Annotated in this window: 16 protein-coding genes; 7 read left to right on the top strand and 9 right to left on the bottom strand. The window is 72.3% G+C overall.

Annotated elements, in window-relative coordinates; genetic code table 11:
• Positions 1-201 precede the first annotated feature (201 nt).
• Positions 202-1,911 (top strand): 2-isopropylmalate synthase, encoded by a 1,710-nt coding sequence (gene leuA, locus IE99_RS0102360; RefSeq protein ID WP_030145204.1) that lies wholly within the window; start codon positions 202-204, stop codon positions 1,909-1,911.
• A 56-nt stretch (positions 1,912-1,967) separates the two neighbouring features.
• Here the strand turns inward: leuA and IE99_RS0102355 are convergent, their stop codons facing one another.
• Positions 1,968-2,222, bottom strand: a complete 255-nt coding sequence (locus tag IE99_RS0102355; protein ID WP_030145203.1) for a protealysin inhibitor emfourin — start codon at positions 2,220-2,222, stop codon at positions 1,968-1,970.
• Positions 2,219-3,247: a M4 family metallopeptidase gene (locus IE99_RS0102350; protein ID WP_030145202.1), complete on the bottom strand. Its 1,029-nt coding sequence runs from the start codon at positions 3,245-3,247 to the stop codon at positions 2,219-2,221. The genes IE99_RS0102355 and IE99_RS0102350 overlap by 4 nt, the downstream gene beginning before the upstream one ends.
• A gap of 184 nt (positions 3,248-3,431) precedes the next feature.
• Here IE99_RS0102350 and recO point away from each other — a divergent pair, with 184 nt between their 5' ends.
• Both recO and IE99_RS0102335 read left to right on the top strand, forming a co-directional pair.
• Positions 3,432-4,229, top strand: coding sequence for a DNA repair protein RecO (gene recO, locus IE99_RS0102340; RefSeq protein WP_030145201.1), 798 nt, complete (start codon positions 3,432-3,434; stop codon positions 4,227-4,229).
• The gene (locus IE99_RS0102335) at positions 4,226-5,026 is read left to right on the top strand and encodes an isoprenyl transferase (protein ID WP_030145200.1); all 801 of its coding nucleotides are present in this window, start codon (positions 4,226-4,228) and stop codon (positions 5,024-5,026) included. The genes recO and IE99_RS0102335 overlap by 4 nt, the downstream gene beginning before the upstream one ends.
• 128 nt (positions 5,027-5,154) lie before the next feature.
• Here the strand turns inward: IE99_RS0102335 and IE99_RS0102330 are convergent, their stop codons facing one another.
• Genes IE99_RS0102330 through IE99_RS0102310 form a run of 5 tightly spaced genes read right to left on the bottom strand, consistent with a single transcriptional unit; the run spans position 5,155 to position 8,429 of the window.
• The gene (locus IE99_RS0102330) at positions 5,155-5,541 is read right to left on the bottom strand and encodes a Fur family transcriptional regulator (RefSeq protein WP_030145199.1); all 387 of its coding nucleotides are present in this window, start codon (positions 5,539-5,541) and stop codon (positions 5,155-5,157) included.
• Entirely contained in the window at positions 5,538-6,425 is an 888-nt protein-coding gene (locus IE99_RS0102325; protein ID WP_030145198.1) for a metal ABC transporter permease, read from the bottom strand. Before IE99_RS0102325 ends, IE99_RS0102330 begins: the two co-directional genes overlap by 4 nt.
• Positions 6,422-7,138 (bottom strand): metal ABC transporter ATP-binding protein, encoded by a 717-nt coding sequence (locus IE99_RS0102320; RefSeq protein ID WP_425423782.1) that lies wholly within the window; start codon positions 7,136-7,138, stop codon positions 6,422-6,424. Before IE99_RS0102320 ends, IE99_RS0102325 begins: the two co-directional genes overlap by 4 nt.
• Positions 7,135-8,085 carry a metal ABC transporter substrate-binding protein gene (locus IE99_RS0102315; protein WP_245623020.1) on the bottom strand — a complete coding sequence of 317 codons (951 nt, stop codon included), beginning with the start codon at positions 8,083-8,085 and terminating at the stop codon, positions 7,135-7,137. Before IE99_RS0102315 ends, IE99_RS0102320 begins: the two co-directional genes overlap by 4 nt.
• A gap of 32 nt (positions 8,086-8,117) precedes the next feature.
• Positions 8,118-8,429, bottom strand: coding sequence for a DUF6703 family protein (locus IE99_RS0102310; protein ID WP_157609974.1), 312 nt, complete (start codon positions 8,427-8,429; stop codon positions 8,118-8,120).
• 29 nt (positions 8,430-8,458) lie between these two features.
• Between IE99_RS0102310 and IE99_RS0102305 the strand changes: the two genes are divergently transcribed.
• Together IE99_RS0102305 and IE99_RS0102300 are read left to right on the top strand one after the other, a co-directional pair.
• Positions 8,459-8,743, top strand: a complete 285-nt coding sequence (locus tag IE99_RS0102305) for an antibiotic biosynthesis monooxygenase family protein (RefSeq protein ID WP_030145194.1) — start codon at positions 8,459-8,461, stop codon at positions 8,741-8,743.
• A 365-nt stretch (positions 8,744-9,108) separates the two neighbouring features.
• Positions 9,109-10,497 carry a glycine--tRNA ligase gene (locus IE99_RS0102300; protein ID WP_030145193.1) on the top strand — a complete coding sequence of 463 codons (1,389 nt, stop codon included), beginning with the start codon at positions 9,109-9,111 and terminating at the stop codon, positions 10,495-10,497.
• Positions 10,498-10,596: 99 nt separating this feature from the next.
• Here IE99_RS0102300 and IE99_RS0102295 read toward each other — a convergent pair whose 3' ends face one another.
• Positions 10,597-11,274: a hypothetical protein gene (locus IE99_RS0102295; protein ID WP_030145192.1), complete on the bottom strand. Its 678-nt coding sequence runs from the start codon at positions 11,272-11,274 to the stop codon at positions 10,597-10,599.
• A 195-nt stretch (positions 11,275-11,469) separates the two neighbouring features.
• Between IE99_RS0102295 and IE99_RS0102290 the strand changes: the two genes are divergently transcribed.
• On the top strand, positions 11,470-11,940 hold the full coding sequence (locus tag IE99_RS0102290; RefSeq protein ID WP_030145191.1) for a hypothetical protein: 471 nt from the start codon (positions 11,470-11,472) through the stop codon (positions 11,938-11,940).
• Between the two features lie 64 nt (positions 11,941-12,004).
• Positions 12,005-14,275: a protein translocase subunit SecD gene (secD, locus tag IE99_RS0102285; RefSeq protein ID WP_030145190.1), complete on the top strand. Its 2,271-nt coding sequence runs from the start codon at positions 12,005-12,007 to the stop codon at positions 14,273-14,275.
• A gap of 157 nt (positions 14,276-14,432) precedes the next feature.
• On the opposite strand, the gene IE99_RS0102275 is transcribed toward secD, so the two are convergent.
• Positions 14,433-16,319, bottom strand: coding sequence for a glycoside hydrolase family 15 protein (locus IE99_RS0102275; RefSeq protein ID WP_030145189.1), 1,887 nt, complete (start codon positions 16,317-16,319; stop codon positions 14,433-14,435).
• Positions 16,320-16,531: the final 212 nt, after the last annotated feature.

The following is a 16,531-nucleotide window of genomic DNA, read 5'->3' as shown; positions in this document are numbered from 1 at the left end:
CGGGGGAGGCGGTTGACGTCTCAGCATGCGGGATGCGGTTTCCGTAGCCCGGATGGCATCTGTTAGCTTGGCAGGCGTGTCGCGTGAGCTGCTCCTCCTTAGCGGCCGCAGCGGGGGCCTGTAAACAGGTCGGCTCCCTCGCTGCGGGACTTTGACGTGGACGTCGGCCGCAGGATTCCGAGCAGAGGGACACACCCCGAGATGTCTTCGCAGCAGCAACCGTCCGGCATGCCGTTCCAGCGCTACCGGGCGTTCCAGCCGGTCGCGCTGACCGACCGCACCTGGCCCGACAAGGTGATCACCGAGGCCCCGCGCTGGTGCGCGGTCGACCTGCGGGACGGCAACCAGGCCCTGATCGACCCGATGGACTCCCACCGCAAGCTCAAGATGTTCGAGCTGCTGGTACGGATGGGCTACAAGGAGATCGAGGTCGGGTTCCCGGCGGCCAGCCAGACCGACTACGACTTCGTCCGGCAGATCATCGACGAGGGCCGCGTCCCGGACGACGTCGTCATCCAGGTCCTGACGCAGGCCCGGCCCGAGCTGATCGAGCGGACCTTCGAGGCCGTCCGCGGCGCGAAGCAGGCGATCGTCCACCTGTACAACTCGACCAGCACGTTGCAGCGGCGCGTGGTGTTCGGGCAGGACAGGGACGGCATCACCGCGATCGCGGTGGAGGGCGCGAAGCTGTGCGCCAAGCTCGCCGAGGACATGGGCGACACCGAGATCTTCTTCGAGTACTCGCCCGAGTCGTTCACCGGCACGGAGCTGGAGTACGCCGTCGAGGTCTGCAACGCCGTCAACGAGGTGTGGAAGCCCACCCCGGACCGGAAGGTCATCGTCAACCTGCCGGCGACGGTGGAGATGGCGACCCCGAACGTGTACGCCGACCAGATCGAGTGGATGAACCGGAACCTGGCCTACCGGGACTCCATCGTTCTGTCGCTGCACCCGCACAACGACCGCGGCACCGCCGTCGCCGCCGCCGAGCTGGGCTACCAGGCGGGCGCCGACCGCATCGAGGGCTGCCTGTTCGGCAACGGCGAGCGCACCGGCAACGTCTGCCTGGTCACCCTCGGCCTGAACCTGTTCACGCAGGGCGTCGACCCGCAGATCGACTTCTCCGACATCGACGAGATCCGCCGGACGGTCGAGTACTGCAACCAGCTGCCCGTCCACGAGCGCCACCCCTACGGCGGCGACCTGGTCTACACGGCGTTCTCCGGGTCGCACCAGGACGCCATCAACAAGGGGTTCGACCACCTGAAGGCGGACGCCGCCGCGGCAGGCGTCCCGGTCGAGGACTTCCGCTGGGAGGTCCCGTACCTGCCGATCGACCCGCACGACGTCGGCCGGACGTACGAGGCCGTGATCCGGGTGAACAGCCAGTCCGGCAAGGGCGGCGTCGCCTACATCATGAAGACCGAGCACTCGCTGGAGCTGCCGCGGCGACTGCAGATCGAGTTCTCCCGGGTGGTGCAGGAGCACACCGACAGCGAGGGCGGCGAGGTCACCGCCGAGCGCATGTGGGAGATCTTCGAGTCGGAGTTCCTGGCCAACGGCCCGCGCGTCGGGCTGCTCGCGCACCGCTCCACCTCGCGGGTGGACGAGAAGGACGCGATCAGCTGCGACGTCCGGATGGCGGGGGAGATCCGCGAGATCGACGGTGTCGGGAACGGCCCGGTGTCCGCGTTCACCGACGCGCTCGCGTCCGTGGGGATCGGCGTCCGCGTCCTGGACTACACCGAGCACGCGCTGAGCGCCGGCGGCGACGCCCGCGCCGCCGCCTACGTCGAGTGCGATGTCGACGGGCGCACGGTGTGGGGCGTCGGCATCGACGGCAACATCGTCACCGCCTCGCTGAAGGCGATCCTGTCGGCCGTGAACCGGGTGGCCCGCGCCGCCGAGTAGGCACGCGACGTACCGGCCCCGGCGCGCACCGCGTGCCGGGGCCGGCGCCGTTCGGGTCAGCCGGCGCGGCCGAGGACGTGGTGGACCAGTTCGCGGAGGGGGCCGCTGAGCTGGGCCTCGCCGACGACCGCGCACTCGCCGTCGATGTCGATCTCGTACAGGAACTGGTCGGGGATCCGGCCGGGGGGCGGCACCGCGCGGAGGTCGACCCTGTCGACGAGGCGGGCGAGCAGGGGGTCGCCCGCGCTGTCCGACTGGGCGCGCCGTTCGATCCCGGCGAAACCGCCGGTCCGGACAATGGAGACTTTCACCTGATGACGCCTACCCCCCTCCACGCGTTCCGCACCGCCTCCGTCTCGGCCGCCGTGTCGCCGTAGAGACGCGCGGCGGTCCGGACGGTCTCCGCGGCGAACGCGGCGAACTCGATGGTCGTGCTCAGGGCGCCCCCGGTGAGCGTGTCGTACCAGACGCGCCCGGCCTTCTCCCACGCGTTCCCGCCGATGGCCGTGGCCGCGAGGTGGAAGGCGCGGTTGGGAATGCCCGAGTTGATGTGGACGCCGCCGTTGTCGCGGTAGGTCTCGACGTAGTCGTCCATGTGGCCGGGCTGCGGGTCCTTGCCGATCCGCGGGTCGTCGTAGGCCGTCCCGGGCTCCTTCAGCGACCGCAGCGCGACCCCCGCGACGCCCTCCGCGAGCAGGCCCTGGCCGATCAGCCAGTCGGCCCGGTCGGCGGTGTGGCCGAGGTGCCGCTGCTTGATCAGCGAGCCGAACACGTCCGACATGGACTCGTTCAGCGCGCCGGACTGCCCGTAGTACTCCAGGTTCGCGGTGTACTGCGTGATGCCGTGGACGAGCTCGTGCCCGGTGACGTCGAGCGGGCCGGTGAACGCGGTGAAGATCACGCCGTCGCCGTCGCCGTAGACCATCTGCCGGCCGTTCCAGAAGGCGTTCTGGTACCGGTCGCCGTAGTGGACGGTCGAGATCATCTCCAGCCCGGCGCCGTCGATGGAGTTGCGCCGGTACACGGTCTCGAAGAAGTCGAAGGTGATGCCGAGCCAGTCGTAGGACCGGTCGACGTCGGCGTCGCCGGTGGCGGGGCCGCCCTCGGCGCGGACGGTGCGCCCGGGCAGCTCCTCCCGGTGCTCCGCGTCGTGGATCGTGCGGCGGGGGACGAAGTCCTCCGCGGGCGCGGGCGGCGCGGGCGCGAGCGTTCGGCGCTCGGTGAACTGCGCGGACGTGAGGGCCAGCGTGTGCCGGGCGCGGTCGCGCAGCGCGGGGTCGGCGGCATCGCCGGCGAGTCGCTCCAGCATGTGCGGCGGCACGATGGTGCATCTCATGCCGCCACGCTGCCACCTCGGAGTGGACCAGGCCACGATTTCCACCCCGCCGGAGCGTCCGCTTCCGGTCACCTTACGTGATGATCGCGCAACGTGCCGCCATCGCGGCCGGGACGTGTGTGGTTTATGGGGAGATGTCGGATGAGGCGCCGATGCACGGCGTGACGTGCGGGAGAATGAACGGGTGACCCTCTACCGCGACGAAGGCATCGTCCTGCGCACCCAGAAGCTGGGCGAGGCCGACCGGATCGTGACGGTGCTGACCCGGCGCACCGGCCGGATCCGCGCCGCGGCCAAGGGGGTCCGCAAGACGAAGTCGCGGTTCGGCGCGCGCCTCGAACCGTTCACCCACGTCGACCTCCAGCTGTACGAGCGCCGCTCCCTCGACCTGATCACGCAGGCGGAGACCCTCCGCCCCTACGGCGAGCGGCTCGTCACCGACTACCCCCGCTACACGGCCGGCACCGCGATGCTGGAGACCGCCGAGAGGCTCACCGCGGAGGAGGGCGAGCCCGCGCTGCGGCAGTTCCTCCTGCTGCTGGGCGGCCTGCGCACGCTCGCCGAGCGCGACCACGACCCCCGGCTCGTCCTGGACGCCTTCCTGCTGCGGTCGCTGTCGGTCGCCGGGTGGGCCCCCGCGCTGGACGAGTGCTGCCGCTGCGGGACGCGCGGCGGGCTGCGCGGCTTCGCGATCGCGGCGGGCGGCGCGGTCTGCGCGAACTGCCGCCAGCCCGGCGCCGCGACCCCCGCGCCGCCCACGTTCGCGCTGATGCTGGCGCTGCTGCGCGGCGACTGGGAGTACGCGGACGGAAGCGAGGCCCGCTACCGCGCCGAGTGCAGCGGCCTCGTCGCCGCGTACCTGCAATGGCATCTGGAGCACGGCATCCGGTCACTGCGCCACGTCGAGCGCGGCCCGGACGACGCCGGCGACCCGGCGGGCACCGCCGCGGACGACGAACCGATCACCAGGGAGACAGTTTGAGCAGGGCCGTCACGCCGCCGGATCCGCACCGCGACGGGGCCCTCCCGCCGCCGATCCCGGCCGACCTCGTGCCGAGGCACGTCGCCATCGTCATGGACGGCAACGGCCGGTGGGCGAAGGAGCGCGGGCTGCCGCGCACCGAGGGCCACAAGCGCGGCGAGGACTCGCTCTTCGACGTGGTCATGGGCGCGATCGAGCTCGGCGTCCCCTACCTGTCGGCTTACGCGTTCTCCACCGAGAACTGGAAGCGGTCGCCGGACGAGGTGCGCTTCCTCATGGGCTTCAACCGGGACGTCATCCGCCGCCGCCGCGACCAGCTGAACGCGATGGGCGTCCGGGTGCGGTGGGCCGGCCGCCGGCCGCGGCTGTGGCGCAGCGTCATCAGCGAGCTGGAGACGGCCGAGGAGATGACCCGCGGCAACAAGGTCCTGACGCTCCAGTTCTGCGTGAACTACGGGGGCCGCGCCGAGATCGCCGACGCCGCGGCGGCCATCGCCAGGGACGTCCGGGACGGGCGGCTCAACCCCGACAAGATCACCGAGAAGGTCTTCGCCCGCTACCTCGACGAACCGGGCATCCCGGACGTCGACCTGTTCCTGCGGTCGTCGGGGGAGCAGCGCACGTCCAACTTCCTGCTCTGGCAGTCGGCCTACGCGGAGATGGTGTTCCTCGACACCCTCTGGCCCGACTTCGACCGCCGCCACTTCTGGCACGCCTGCGAGCTCTACGCCTCGCGCGACCGCCGCTACGGCGGAGCGGTGCCCAACGAGGTCCCCACGGCGTCGGGCGGTGCTTGACCCGCGGTCGCCGCACCGCTCCGGCTCGTCTTGAGGATCGCTGCGCGGTCGGGGTCCCGCTTCGCTCGCGATGATCCCGGCCGCCGACGGCCGAGACGGCGGCCGGTGCGGACGGGCCGGGTGGCCTCCTAGGCGGAGGGCTTGGCGCAGCCGCCGCAGGTGCCGAAGACCTCGACCGTGTGCGTGACGTCGACGAAGCCGTGCTCGGCGCCGATGGTGTCGGCCCAGCTCTCCACGGCGGGGCCCTCGACCTCCACCGTCTTGCCGCAGTCGCGGCAGACCAGGTGGTGGTGGTGCTGCACGGTCTGGCAGGCGCGGTAGACGGCCTCGCCCTCGTCGGTGCGCAGCACGTCGACCTCACCGGAGTCGCTGAGCGCCTGCAGCGCCCGGTACACCGTGGTGAGGCCGATCTTCGAGCCATCCGAACGCAGGTCGGCGTAAAGGTCCTGCGCGCTGCGGAACCCGTCGCAGCGCGCCAGCGCCTGCCGTACAGCGTCCCGGCGGGCCGTCGTCATCCGCTGAGCACCTCCGCTCCGGTATCCCTGGCGGGCGCCGCGGCGGGGAGGACCTCCCCGCGCGCTCCCGCCCGCGCACGTCTGCGCCGCATGACCGAGCCGCCGACGACCGCGACCGCGAACACCGCCAGCGCCAGCAGCACGATCGTGGGGCCCGGGCGAAGATCGTACTCGAACGCTCCGGTCAGGCCCGCCACGGCCGACAGTACACCGATGCCCATGGCGCTCAGCATCGTGCCGAGGAACCCGCGGGTGAGCTGCTGCGCCGCCGCCACCGGAATGATCATCAGGGCGGAGACGAGCAGCAGCCCGATCGCCCGCATGGCGATGACGACGGTGACCGCGGCGGTCGCGGCGATCAGCACGCTGAGGAACCGGACCGGCAGCCCGGACGCCCGCGCGACGTCCTCGTCCTGGCACAGCAGGAACAGCTCCCGGCCGAACACGGCGATGACGCCGAGCACCACGGCGGCGAGGGCGGCGACCACGTACAGGTCGGCGGGCGTGACGCTGCTGATCGAGCCGAACAGGTAGGACTGCAGGCTCGTCCCGCCGTCCTGCGCGCTCGTCATGAGGACGCCGCCCGCCAGGCCGCCGTAGAACAGCAGGGCGAGCGCGACGTCGCCGCCGCTGCGGCTGCGCGCCCGGACGACCTCGATCGCGACGGCGCCGAGCACGGACACGGCCAGCGCGCCGAGGACGGGGGACGAGCCGGTCAGCAGCCCGAGGCCGATGCCGGTCAGCGCGATGTGGCCGATGCCGTCGCCGAGCAGCGACAGCCTCCGCTGGACGAGGAAGGTGCCGACGGCCGGGGCGGTCAGCCCGATCAGGACCGCGATCACGAGCGCGATCCGCATGAAGTCGTACTGGAGCATCTCGATCATGTGGACGCCTCCGCCGTGTCGCGGACGACGCGGCCGTGCCGCAGTTCGATCGTCCGGGTGATGAGCGGCTCCATCGGGCCGAGCTCGTGCGCGACGAGCACGACCGTCCGGCCGCCCCTGGCCAGCTCGCCGAGCGTCCCGGCGAGCGCCGCCTGGCTGTCGGCGTCGACGCCCGCGGTCGGCTCGTCGAGGACGAACGCGTCGGGTTCGCCCGCCAGCGCGCGGGCGATCAGCACCCGCTGCTGCTGGCCGCCCGACAGCTGGTGGACGGGTTCGCGGGCGAGGCCGGTGAGGCCGGTCGCGGCGAGCGCGGCGTCCACGGCGGTACGGCCGGCGGCGCCGGGGCGCGGCGCGGGCCGCCAGCGCGACCGCCGCGCGATCCGCCCGGACGACACGACCTCCCGGACGGTCGCCGGGACGCCGCCGCCGATCGGCAGGCGCTGCGGGACGTACCCGATCCGGTGCCAGTCGCGGAACCGCGCGGGCGGCGCGCCGTAGATCTCGGTCCGGCCGGAGGCGAGGGGGATCAGCCCGAGCAGCGCCTTGACGAGGGTGGACTTGCCCGCCCCGTTGGGGCCGAGGACGGCGAGCACGTCGCCGGACCCGACGCGCAGGTCGACGCCGGACAGGACCTCGCGGCCGTCCCGCCGCACCGTCCCGCCGGTCATCGCGAACGGGGGCGGCTGCGTCCCGGCCGCCCCCGGGCCGGTCATGAGCACCCCAGGGCGGGCCGCAGCGTGTCGAGGTTCTTCTGCATGATCGTCAGGTAGTCGCCGGACGCGCCCGCGGCGATGCCCTCCACGGGGTCGAGCACGGCGGTCTTCACGCCGGCCTCGCGCGCGAGGGTCTGCGCGACCTTCGGGCTGACGAGAGTCTCGGTGAACACCGTCGTCGCGCCGGCCTCCTCGATCTCATGCGTCAGCTCCGCGAGGCGCTTCGGCGACGGCTCGTTCGCGGGGTCGACGCCCGCGATGGAGATCTGGCGGAGCCCGTACCGGTCGGTGAGGTAGCCGAACGCGGCGTGCGCGGTGACGACCGACTTCGTCTTGCAGGTCTTCAGCCCGTCCCGGTACCGGCCGTCGAGGGCGGTGAGCTGGGCGGCGAGCGTCTTGGCACGTTCCCTGTAGGCGGCGGCGCGGGGGGCGTCGACGGAGGCCAGGCGGTCGCCGAGCGCGGTCGCGATGGTGGCCATCCGGCTCGGGTCGAGCCAGATGTGCGGGTCGTGGGAGGACTCGTGCTCCTCGTGCCCGTGCTCCTCCTCCTCCTGGCCGTGCTCCTCTTCGGCGGGCGGCGGCAAAGTCTTGACCAGGGTCGCCGCGTCGAGGGCCTTGCCCTTGCCGTGCTTGCCGACGGCGTCGTCGACGGCGGGCTGGACGCCCTTGACGTAGAAGGTGAGGTCGGCCTCGCCGACGTCCGCGATCTGGCGGGCGGTGAGCTCCAGGTCGTGCGGCTCGGCGCCGGGCTTCGTCAGCGTCCGGACGGTGGCGTCCGGGCCGCCGACCCTCTCCGCCAGCCATGCGACGGGGTAGAAGGACGCGATCACCTCCGGCTCGCCGGACGAGCCGGCGTCGGCGTCACCGCAGGCGGCGAGGCCGCCGAGGGCCAGGACGGCGGCGGCCGTCAGCGACAGGGGGCGCAGGGGGGTACGGAGGGTCAGCACACGACCAGTATGGATGAGTATGAAAATGATTGTCAAAATCGACCAAGTGCGTGTCCCGCCGCGAGCAGCGCCAGGAGGGCGACCGCGCCGGCGCGCAGCAGGCGGGCCTGGACGTCGAGCCGGGGCCAGTTGAGATAGGCGAACCAGCCGAGCAGCACGGCGAGCAGCAGGAAGCCCGCGGCGGCGACCATGCCCGTTCCCGCCATTCCGGCGACCAGCAGCGCGAACACCGCCGCCAGCAGCACCACCCTCGGCAGCCGGTGCAGGAACACCACCGGCGCCGCGCTCCACCGTTCGACCGCCGCGCGCGCACCGCGCGCCGGGGCCTGCCCTCGCGTCTCCACGCGCCCCAAGGTACTGCGAGGATGGACGGATGATCGCGATTACCCGGTACCGCGTCCCCGGCGCCGGCGCCGACGGGTTCACCGAGTCGATGAACGGCGTGCTCGCGGCCCTCGCGGCCAGCCCCGGCTTCCGCTCCGGCCGGCTCGCCCGCACCGTGGACGACCCGGACCTGTGGGCCCTCGTCACCGAATGGGACGGCGCCGGGTTCTACCGTCGCGCGCTCGGCGCGTACGAGGTGCGCCTGACGTTCATCCCCCTCGCCGCGATGGCCATCGACGAGCCGGGCGCCTACGAGGTCGTCACGTCCGCCTGATCGCGTCCGGAAACGGGCAACCGGACGCCAAGAAGCCGCCCGCCCGGTTTCGCCGGCGGCCGCCGGGTGATCTCCCGGCCATGCCCGGTCGTCCGCCGTCGCCGTCGTCGAGCCGCCCGCCGCGCGGTCCCCGGCCCGGCCGCCCGCCCCGCTGACCGTCTCGGCCGGGGCCGCGGCGATGCCGCGCGGTGACGCCGCCGGTTGCCCTAAGCTGGAAAAGGCTCGGGGGCGTCGGAGCGCCGCGCCCACCGGGGCCGTCACGCTGTACCACCCAACGGGGATCATTCTCGCCGCCGCCCGCGCCGGACGCGCGGGGCGGGGCGATTCCACTGACCCGCCGACCGCCAGCCGGATGGAGATAGAACATGGCACGCCGTTCCGATGTGCTCGACACCATCGTCAACCTCGCGAAGCGCCGGGGGCTCGTCTACCCGTCGAGCGAGATCTACGGCGGCCTCCGCGCGTCCTGGGACTACGGCCCCCTCGGCGTGGAGCTGAAGAACAACGTCAAGCGCCAGTGGTGGAAGTCCATGGTCCAGGGCCGCGACGACGTCGTCGGCCTCGACTCCTGCGTCATCCTGGCGCGGGAGGTCTGGGAGGCCAGCGGCCACGTCAACGCGTTCGTCGACCCGCTGACCGAGTGCCAGTCCTGCCACAAGCGCTTCCGGGCCGACCACCTGGAGGAGTCCTACGAGGAGAAGCACGGCCGGCCGCCCGCGAACGGCCTCGCCGACATCGGCTGCCCGAACTGCGGCAACAAGGGCTCCTTCACCGAGCCGCGCATGTTCAACGGCCTGCTGAAGACCTTCCTCGGCGCCGTCGAGGGTGAGTCGGGCCTCGCCTACCTGCGCCCCGAGACGGCGCAGGGCATCTTCATCAACTACCTGAACGTGCAGCAGTCCGCGCGGCGGAAGGTGCCGTTCGGCATCGGCCAGATCGGCAAGTCGTTCCGCAACGAGATCACCCCCGGCAACTTCATCTTCCGGACGCGCGAGTTCGAGCAGATGGAGATGGAGTTCTTCGTCAAGCCGGGCACCGACGAGGAATGGCACCAGTACTGGATCGACGAGCGGCTCCAGTGGTACGTCGACCTCGGCATCCGCAAGGACAACCTGCGGCTGTACGAGCACCCCGCCGACAAGCTGTCGCACTACTCCAAGCGGACGGTCGACATCGAGTACCGGTTCGACTTCGTCGGCAGCGAGTGGGGCGAGCTGGAGGGCGTCGCCAACCGCACCGACTACGACCTGTCGACGCACTCCAAGGCGTCCGGCACCGACCTGTCGTTCTTCGACCAGGAGTCCGGCGACCGGTTCACGCCGTTCGTGATCGAGCCGGCGGCCGGCGTCGACCGCTGCACGCTCACGTTCATGATGGACGCCTACGCCGAGGACGAGGCGCCGAACGCCAAGGGCAAGCTGGAGAAGCGCACGGTCATGCGCCTCGACCGGCGGCTCGCCCCGGTGAAGGTCGCGGTGCTGCCGCTGTCGCGCAACGCCGACCTGTCGCCGAAGGCCCGCGACCTCGCGGCGGCCCTGCGCAGGAACTGGAACGTGGACTTCGACGACGCGGGCGCGATCGGCCGCCGCTACCGCCGCCAGGACGAGATCGGCACGCCGTTCTGCGTCACGGTCGACTTCGACACCCTCGAGGACGACGCGGTGACCGTGCGGGAGCGCGACTCGATGAGCCAGGAGCGCATCGGCCTCGGCCAGGTGGAGTCCTTCCTGGCCTCCCAGCTGGTCGGCTGCTGAGACGCGGAGACGCGGAACGGGCCGCCCCGGTGCCGGGGCGGCCCGTTCCTCTTCCTGGGAGCGAGTCCTCGTGTGCTGGGAGCTCGGGGGCGGGCGGGGTCAGCCGGTGACGTACAGGGACTGGTCGAAGGTGCCGGAGCCCGGGGTGCTCTCGCCGCGCAGCTGGTAGGTGGCGGTGACCTGGGCGGTGGACGGGCAGAAGAAGTTGCTGCCGGACTGCCTGTTGACCGTGGCGCCGTTCACGCCGACCTGCGCCTCGCCGTTGGAGGTGTCGGGCCGGTTCGCGTTGTCGCCGTTGTAGCCGTTCGCGGTGAGCGACCCGCCGTAGATGCACGTGATGCCGCCGAAGAGGTTCACGACGGCGCGCACCCGGAAGTTCGCGATCGTGACCGTGGCGTCGCGGCCGCCGGTGTGGTTCGGGTCGTAGGTGACGTTGCCGCCCGTCCAGGGCAGGTTCTGGGTGGTGATGGTGGAGCTCGTGGCACCGGCGCAGGGGCCGCCGCCGGGGCCGCTGAAGGAGGCGCTGGCGATGGTCAGCCCGGTGCCGTTGGACTGGATCGAGCCGGTCATGGTGGACTCGTCGCAGGTCCCGCCGCCGAGCGAGCTGGAGACGGTGGCGGTGCCGAGCAGGTCGGCCTGGACGTTGCCGGCGTAGGCGGCGGCGGTCGCCGAGCCGGCCCGGATGGTGGTGGTCGCGGCCGAGGCGGGGGTCGCGGCCACGGTGAGGACGGCGGCGGTCGCCGTCCCCAGGACGAGGGCGTGTCTGATACGTGCCACCGGAAGCTCCTTTGTCCGGTTCGGGGTGGGCGTTGTGAAAGTAATTCGCTTTTCGCTCACCCGTCCAGAACGCTCCGGCGACAGTTCCCTGGCCAATCTGGACACTCTCTGGTGTCTTGAGGCCAGGGCCCGAGGTATCCGCATCCTGGGCTACGTTGGACGGGACCGATATCCGGATCGACGGGAGGCGCCGAAATGGCCACCGCTCGCCGATTCTCCGCGCCCGTCCCGAATTCGGTCCTGACCAGCGGTTCCGTCGCCAAGCGGAGCCGGCTCGCGCGGCTGCTCGTCCTCGCCCTCGGCGTGCTGGGATTCGTCGCCGCCCCGGCGCCTGCGGCGCCGCATTCCGCGTCCGCCCGCTCCGCGCCCACGGGCCAGACCGTCCCCTCCGTGTCCGCGGCGGCCCGCGCGGCCGCGCAGGGCGCGCTCGCCCGGAGCCGCGACCAGCGTCCGGGCCGGCATGGCCGCACCGAGGCCGCCGGCGTCCCCTCGTCCCGCGAACTCGCCGGCGCGACCGCGCCGGCCGTCGCCGCCCCGCCCCCGACCGCCCCCGCCCTCCGGCCGTCCTGCGGCCGGATCGCCGTCCGCACCACCGCGCGCCGCGCGCCCGCCGCCGTTCCCTCCGGGGCGGCGCGCGGCCGTGCACCACCCCCCTCCCAGGTCTGACGTTTTCCGTACGCGGCGCCGCACGCCCCGGGGCGGCGGTGCCGAAGTCCTTGTGGAGGTTCCCTTGTCTCGCGCCAACATGGTGCGGGCGGTACTGGCCCTGGCCGTGCTCGCCCTGTCAGTGTTCTACGCCCTGTCCGAACCCGCCCGCCTCGGCCTCGACCTCCGGGGCGGCACCCAGATCGTCCTGGAGACCCAGAACTCGCCGACCGTGAAGGCGAACCGGGAGTCCACCGAGCGCGCCCGGGAGGTCCTGCTCCGCCGGGTGAACGCGCTCGGCGTCGCCGAGTCGTCGATCACCGTGTCGGGCGACCGGCGGCTGATCGTCGAGCTGCCGGACGTGCAGGACCCGGCCCGCGCCACCGCGGCCCTCGGCAAGACCGCGCAGCTCACCGCGCACCCCGTGCGGACGAACGACGGCAAGCCGAAGAAGGGCGAGCAGGTCATCCCGGACGAGCAGGGCCAGCCGATCCTCATCGGCCCGGCCGCGCTCACCGGTGAGGGCATCGGGTCCGCCAGCCCCACGTTCGATCCGCAGCAGCTGGGCGGCTGGGCCGTCACCATCGACTTCCGGGGCAAGGGCGGAGGCATCTGGGAGCGGGTCACCGCGAAGGCGGCGTGCGCGACCGGCGACGACCGGCGCGTCGCGATCGTCCTGGACGGCAAGGTCATCTCCTCGCCCGCGGTCACCGAGAGCGTGGCCTGCGGTGTCGGGATCGGCGGCGGGTCCACCCAGGTCACCGGCAGCTTCAGCGCGCAGGAGGCCAAGGAGCTCGCCGCGCTGATCCAGGGCGGCTCGCTGCCCGTCCCCGTGAAGATCATCGAGCAGCGGGTGGTCGGCCCGACGCTCGGCGCCGCCGCCATCGACGCCAGCGCCCGCGCAGCGGTCATCGGCATCGTCCTGACCGGCCTGTTCATCGTCGCCGTCTACCGGCTCGTCGGGTTCCTCGCCACCATCGCGCTCGCCGGATACGCCCTGATCTCCTACGCCGCGCTCGTCGCCGTCGGCGCGACCCTGACCCTGCCCGGCCTCGCCGGGTTCGTCCTCGCGATCGGCATGGCGATCGACGCGAACGTCCTCGCGTTCGAACGGGCGCGGGAGGAGCAGGCCCTCGCACCGGGACGCGGCACCCGCCAGGCCCTGGCCATCGGATTCAACAAGGCGTGGTCCGCGATCGCCGACTCGGCCGTCACCACCCTGCTGGCCGCCGGGCTGCTGTTCTTCCTCGCGTCCGGGCCGGTGAAGGGCTTCGGTGTGACGCTGTGCATCGGTGTCCTCGGCTCGCTGGTGTCGGCGATGCTGATCAGCCGCGTCCTCACCGACGCGGCGCTGTCGCGCCGCGGCATCGCCCGCCGCACCGGCCTCAACGGCCTCGGCGGCGCGGGGCGGATCCGGGCCTGGCTGGAGACCAGCGGCCCCGACCTGATGCGCCGCCGCCGGCTCTGGCTCGCGCTCTCCGGCCTCGCCGTGGTGCTCGCCCTCACGGGGATCTTCACGCGCGGCCTCAACTACGGCGTCGAGTTCACCGGCGGGCGCCTCGTCGAGTACTCGACGACCAATCCCCTGCAGATCGACACGGCCCGCCAGGCCGTGGCGGACGCGGGCTTCCCGCGCGCCGTCGTCCAGACCTCGGGGGAGAAGGACATCTCCGTCCGGACGTCCGACCTGGGCAACGCCGAGGTGGAGGAGATCAAGGAGGCGCTCGCGGCGAAGGCGGGGGGCGCCTCCAAGGTGCGCGACGAGCTGATCGGCCCGAGCCTCGGTGAGGAACTGCGCACCAAGGCGCTCATCGCGCTCGGCGTCGCGCTGCTCGCGCAGCTCGCCTACCTGACGTTCCGGTTCCGGTGGACGTTCGCGGCGGGCTCCGTCATCGCCATGTTCCACGACGTGCTGATCGTCACCGGTGTGTTCGCCTGGCTCGGCAAGCCCATCGACGGCGTCTTCCTCGCGGCCCTGCTCACCGTCATCGGGTACTCGGTGAACGACTCCGTCGTGGTCTTCGACCGCGTCCGGGAGCTGTGGGGCGCCCATCCCAAGGACCGGTTCGCCGACATCGCCAACCGGGGCACGCTGCAGACCGTCCCGCGCACCATCAACACCGGCATGGGCGCGCTGTTCATCCTGGCGGCGCTCGCCTTCCTCGGCGGCGACTCGCTGACCGACTTCGCGATCGCGCTGCTCATCGGCATCGTCGTCGGCACGTACTCCAGCGTGTTCACCGCGACACCGATCGCGGTCGTGCTGGAGCGCTACGCGAAGTCCCCGTCGCCCGCGCCGAAGACGAAGGCGAAGCCCGCCCGCCGGTCTCCCGACGACCACGGCGCGGTCGTCTGAGAGCCGGCGCGGGTGGCCGGTGCCCGCCTCGCGCGGGCACCGGCGCCCCGGCCGGCTCAGGGGGCCGCGAACGGCGTGGTCAGCCGGCGGTCGTCACCGGCGGCCGGGCAGCCGACGCGGCGCTCCACGGTCTGGACGTTTCCGGCCCGGTCGGGGGTCATGCCAGCGGCGGCTGCGGCTCGTCGTTCTCCGCCCGGATCACCTGCATCACCGCGTTGATCAGCGCCAGATGGGTGAACGCCTGCGGGAAGTTGCCGAGGTGCCGCCCGGTGTGCGGGTCGATCTCCTCGGCGTACAGCTGCAGCGGGCTCGCGTACGACAGCAGCTTCTCGCACAGCGCCCGCGCCCGCTCCAGCTCACCGACCATCACCAGCGCGCTGACCAGCCAGAACGAGCAGATCGTGAAGGTGCCCTCCTCGGACTCGAACCCGTCGTCGGTCTCGCCCGCCCGGTAGCGCAGGACGAGGTCGTCCTCCGACAGCTCGTCCGCGATCGCGAGGACGGTCTCCCGGACCCGCTTGTCGTCGGCGGGCAGGAACCCGAGCAGCGGGATCAGCAGCGCCGACGCGTCCAGCGCCGTCGCGCCGTAGTGCGCGGTGAACACGCCGCGCCCGTCGAGCGCGTTGGCCAGCACGTCCGCGTGGATCTCGTCGGCGGCGCTCTGCCAGCGGATCGCCCGCTCGTGGTCGCCGCGGATGCGGGCGAGGCGGGCGCCGCGCTCGGCGGCGACCCAGCAGAACACCTTGGACGAGGTGAAGTGCTGCGGCTCGCCGCGCACCTCCCACATGCCGCAGTCGGGCGCGCGCCAGTTCGCGAGGGCGTCCTCCACCTGCTTGACGACGATCTTCCAGAGCCGGTCGTCGAGCCGGTCGCGCTTGCGCACGAACAGGTAGATCGACCCGATGATCGCGCCCCACACGTCGTGCTGCGCCTGCATGTACGCCTCGTTGCCGATGCGCACCGGACGGGCGTCGCCGTAGCCGCTGAGGTGGTCGAGCGTGGACTCCGGCAGCTCCTCCCGGCCGTCCAGCCCGTACATGATCTGGAGCTTGCCCTCGGCGGCCTCCGCCACGTCGGTGATGAAGTAGAAGAAGTCGTTGGCCTCCCAGTCGTAGCCGAGCGTGTAGAACGCCCACAGCGCCATCGTGGAGTCGCGGATCCACGTGTAGCGGTAGTCCCAGTTGCGGTCCCCGCCCGGCGCCTCCGGCAGCGACGTCGTCGCGGCGGCGGCCACCGCCCCGGACGGCGCGAACGTGAGGCCCTTCAGCGTGAGGGCGCTGCGCTGCAGGTGGCTGCGCCACGGGTGGTCGGGGAAGCGGCCCCGGTCCAGCCAGTGCTGCCAGTGGTGGACGGTCCAGACGAGCCGTTCCTGCGCCTCCAGATAGCTCTCGGGCGCGGCGTGCTCGCTCCAGGACAGCGCCACGTACCTGGACTCGCCCTGCTTCAGCAGCGTCCGGGCGGTGGCGAGCGAGCCCTCGAACCCGACGTTCATGTCGGTGGTGAGCCGCAGCCCGATGCCGTTCCCGCGGGCGAGGGCCTCGTGGTAGCCGTACCCGCTGTGCTCCCAGCGGGCGGGCGTCTGGCCGTAGTCGAACACGGGCATGCAGTCGAGCCGGACCTGAACGGCGCCGTTCACGCACCGCACCATCCGCAGCAGCACGTGGTCGGCGTCGTAGTCCGTGGGGGCCCGGCGGTGCGTGTGGGACCGTTCCGTTTCGTGGTGCCACGGACCCATCAGCAGGGCGTCCGTCACCACCAGCCAGCCGCCGTGCACCCACCAGGTGGTCTCCATCACCATGGTGCCGGGGATGTAGCGCTGCGCGGCGGGCACCTCCACGCCCGCCGGGCCGACGCGGAAGTACCCCGCGTCCCGGTCCAGGATGGAGCCGAACACGCTCGGTGAGTCCATCTTGGGCAGGCACATCCACTCGATGTTGCCGCTCGGCGCCACCAGCGCGGTCGTCTCGCAGTCGGACAGGAATCCGAAATCGGCTATGGGGGCGAACGGATCTCCCGCCCGGCCGCCGGCGACCTTCGGCCTCACAACCTCACCTCCTTGATCCATCTTTCCCTCTCCTCGGCAGTGGCCGCGCCCACGGGGCGGATCACCGTAACCGCACGGTGATTTTCCGCACACCGGTCGGTACCCGGTGGAATAGACCACTATCGTGGGCTTGACCTGCGGAAATGCTGTCGGGTGGACGGGGCGCCGAGGCGATCGCCGCGGCGCGGGTACAGTCCCGGCAAACAGTGCAG

This window comes from Spirillospora albida, from assembly GCF_000718255.1.
Lineage (GTDB): Bacteria > Actinomycetota > Actinomycetes > Streptosporangiales > Streptosporangiaceae > Spirillospora > Spirillospora albida.
This window is presented reverse-complemented; position numbering and strand designations above follow the sequence as displayed.

Bases quoted from the DNA above. Each gene is read 5' to 3' on its own strand.
- leuA (WP_030145204.1), top strand. From the start codon at position 202: ATGTCTTCGCAGCAGCAACCGTCCGGCATGCCGTTCCAGCGCTACCGG.
- IE99_RS0102350 (WP_030145202.1), bottom strand. From the start codon at position 3,247: ATGAGATGCACCATCGTGCCGCCGCACATGCTGGAGCGACTCGCCGGC.
- IE99_RS0102330 (WP_030145199.1), bottom strand. From the start codon at position 5,541: ATGACGACGGCCCGCCGGGACGCTGTACGGCAGGCGCTGGCGCGCTGC.
- IE99_RS0102325 (WP_030145198.1), bottom strand. From the start codon at position 6,425: ATGATCGAGATGCTCCAGTACGACTTCATGCGGATCGCGCTCGTGATC.
- IE99_RS0102320 (WP_425423782.1), bottom strand. From the start codon at position 7,138: ATGACCGGCCCGGGGGCGGCCGGGACGCAGCCGCCCCCGTTCGCGATG.
- IE99_RS0102305 (WP_030145194.1), top strand. From the start codon at position 8,459: ATGATCGCGATTACCCGGTACCGCGTCCCCGGCGCCGGCGCCGACGGG.
- IE99_RS0102300 (WP_030145193.1), top strand. From the start codon at position 9,109: ATGGCACGCCGTTCCGATGTGCTCGACACCATCGTCAACCTCGCGAAG.
- IE99_RS0102290 (WP_030145191.1), top strand. From the start codon at position 11,470: ATGGCCACCGCTCGCCGATTCTCCGCGCCCGTCCCGAATTCGGTCCTG.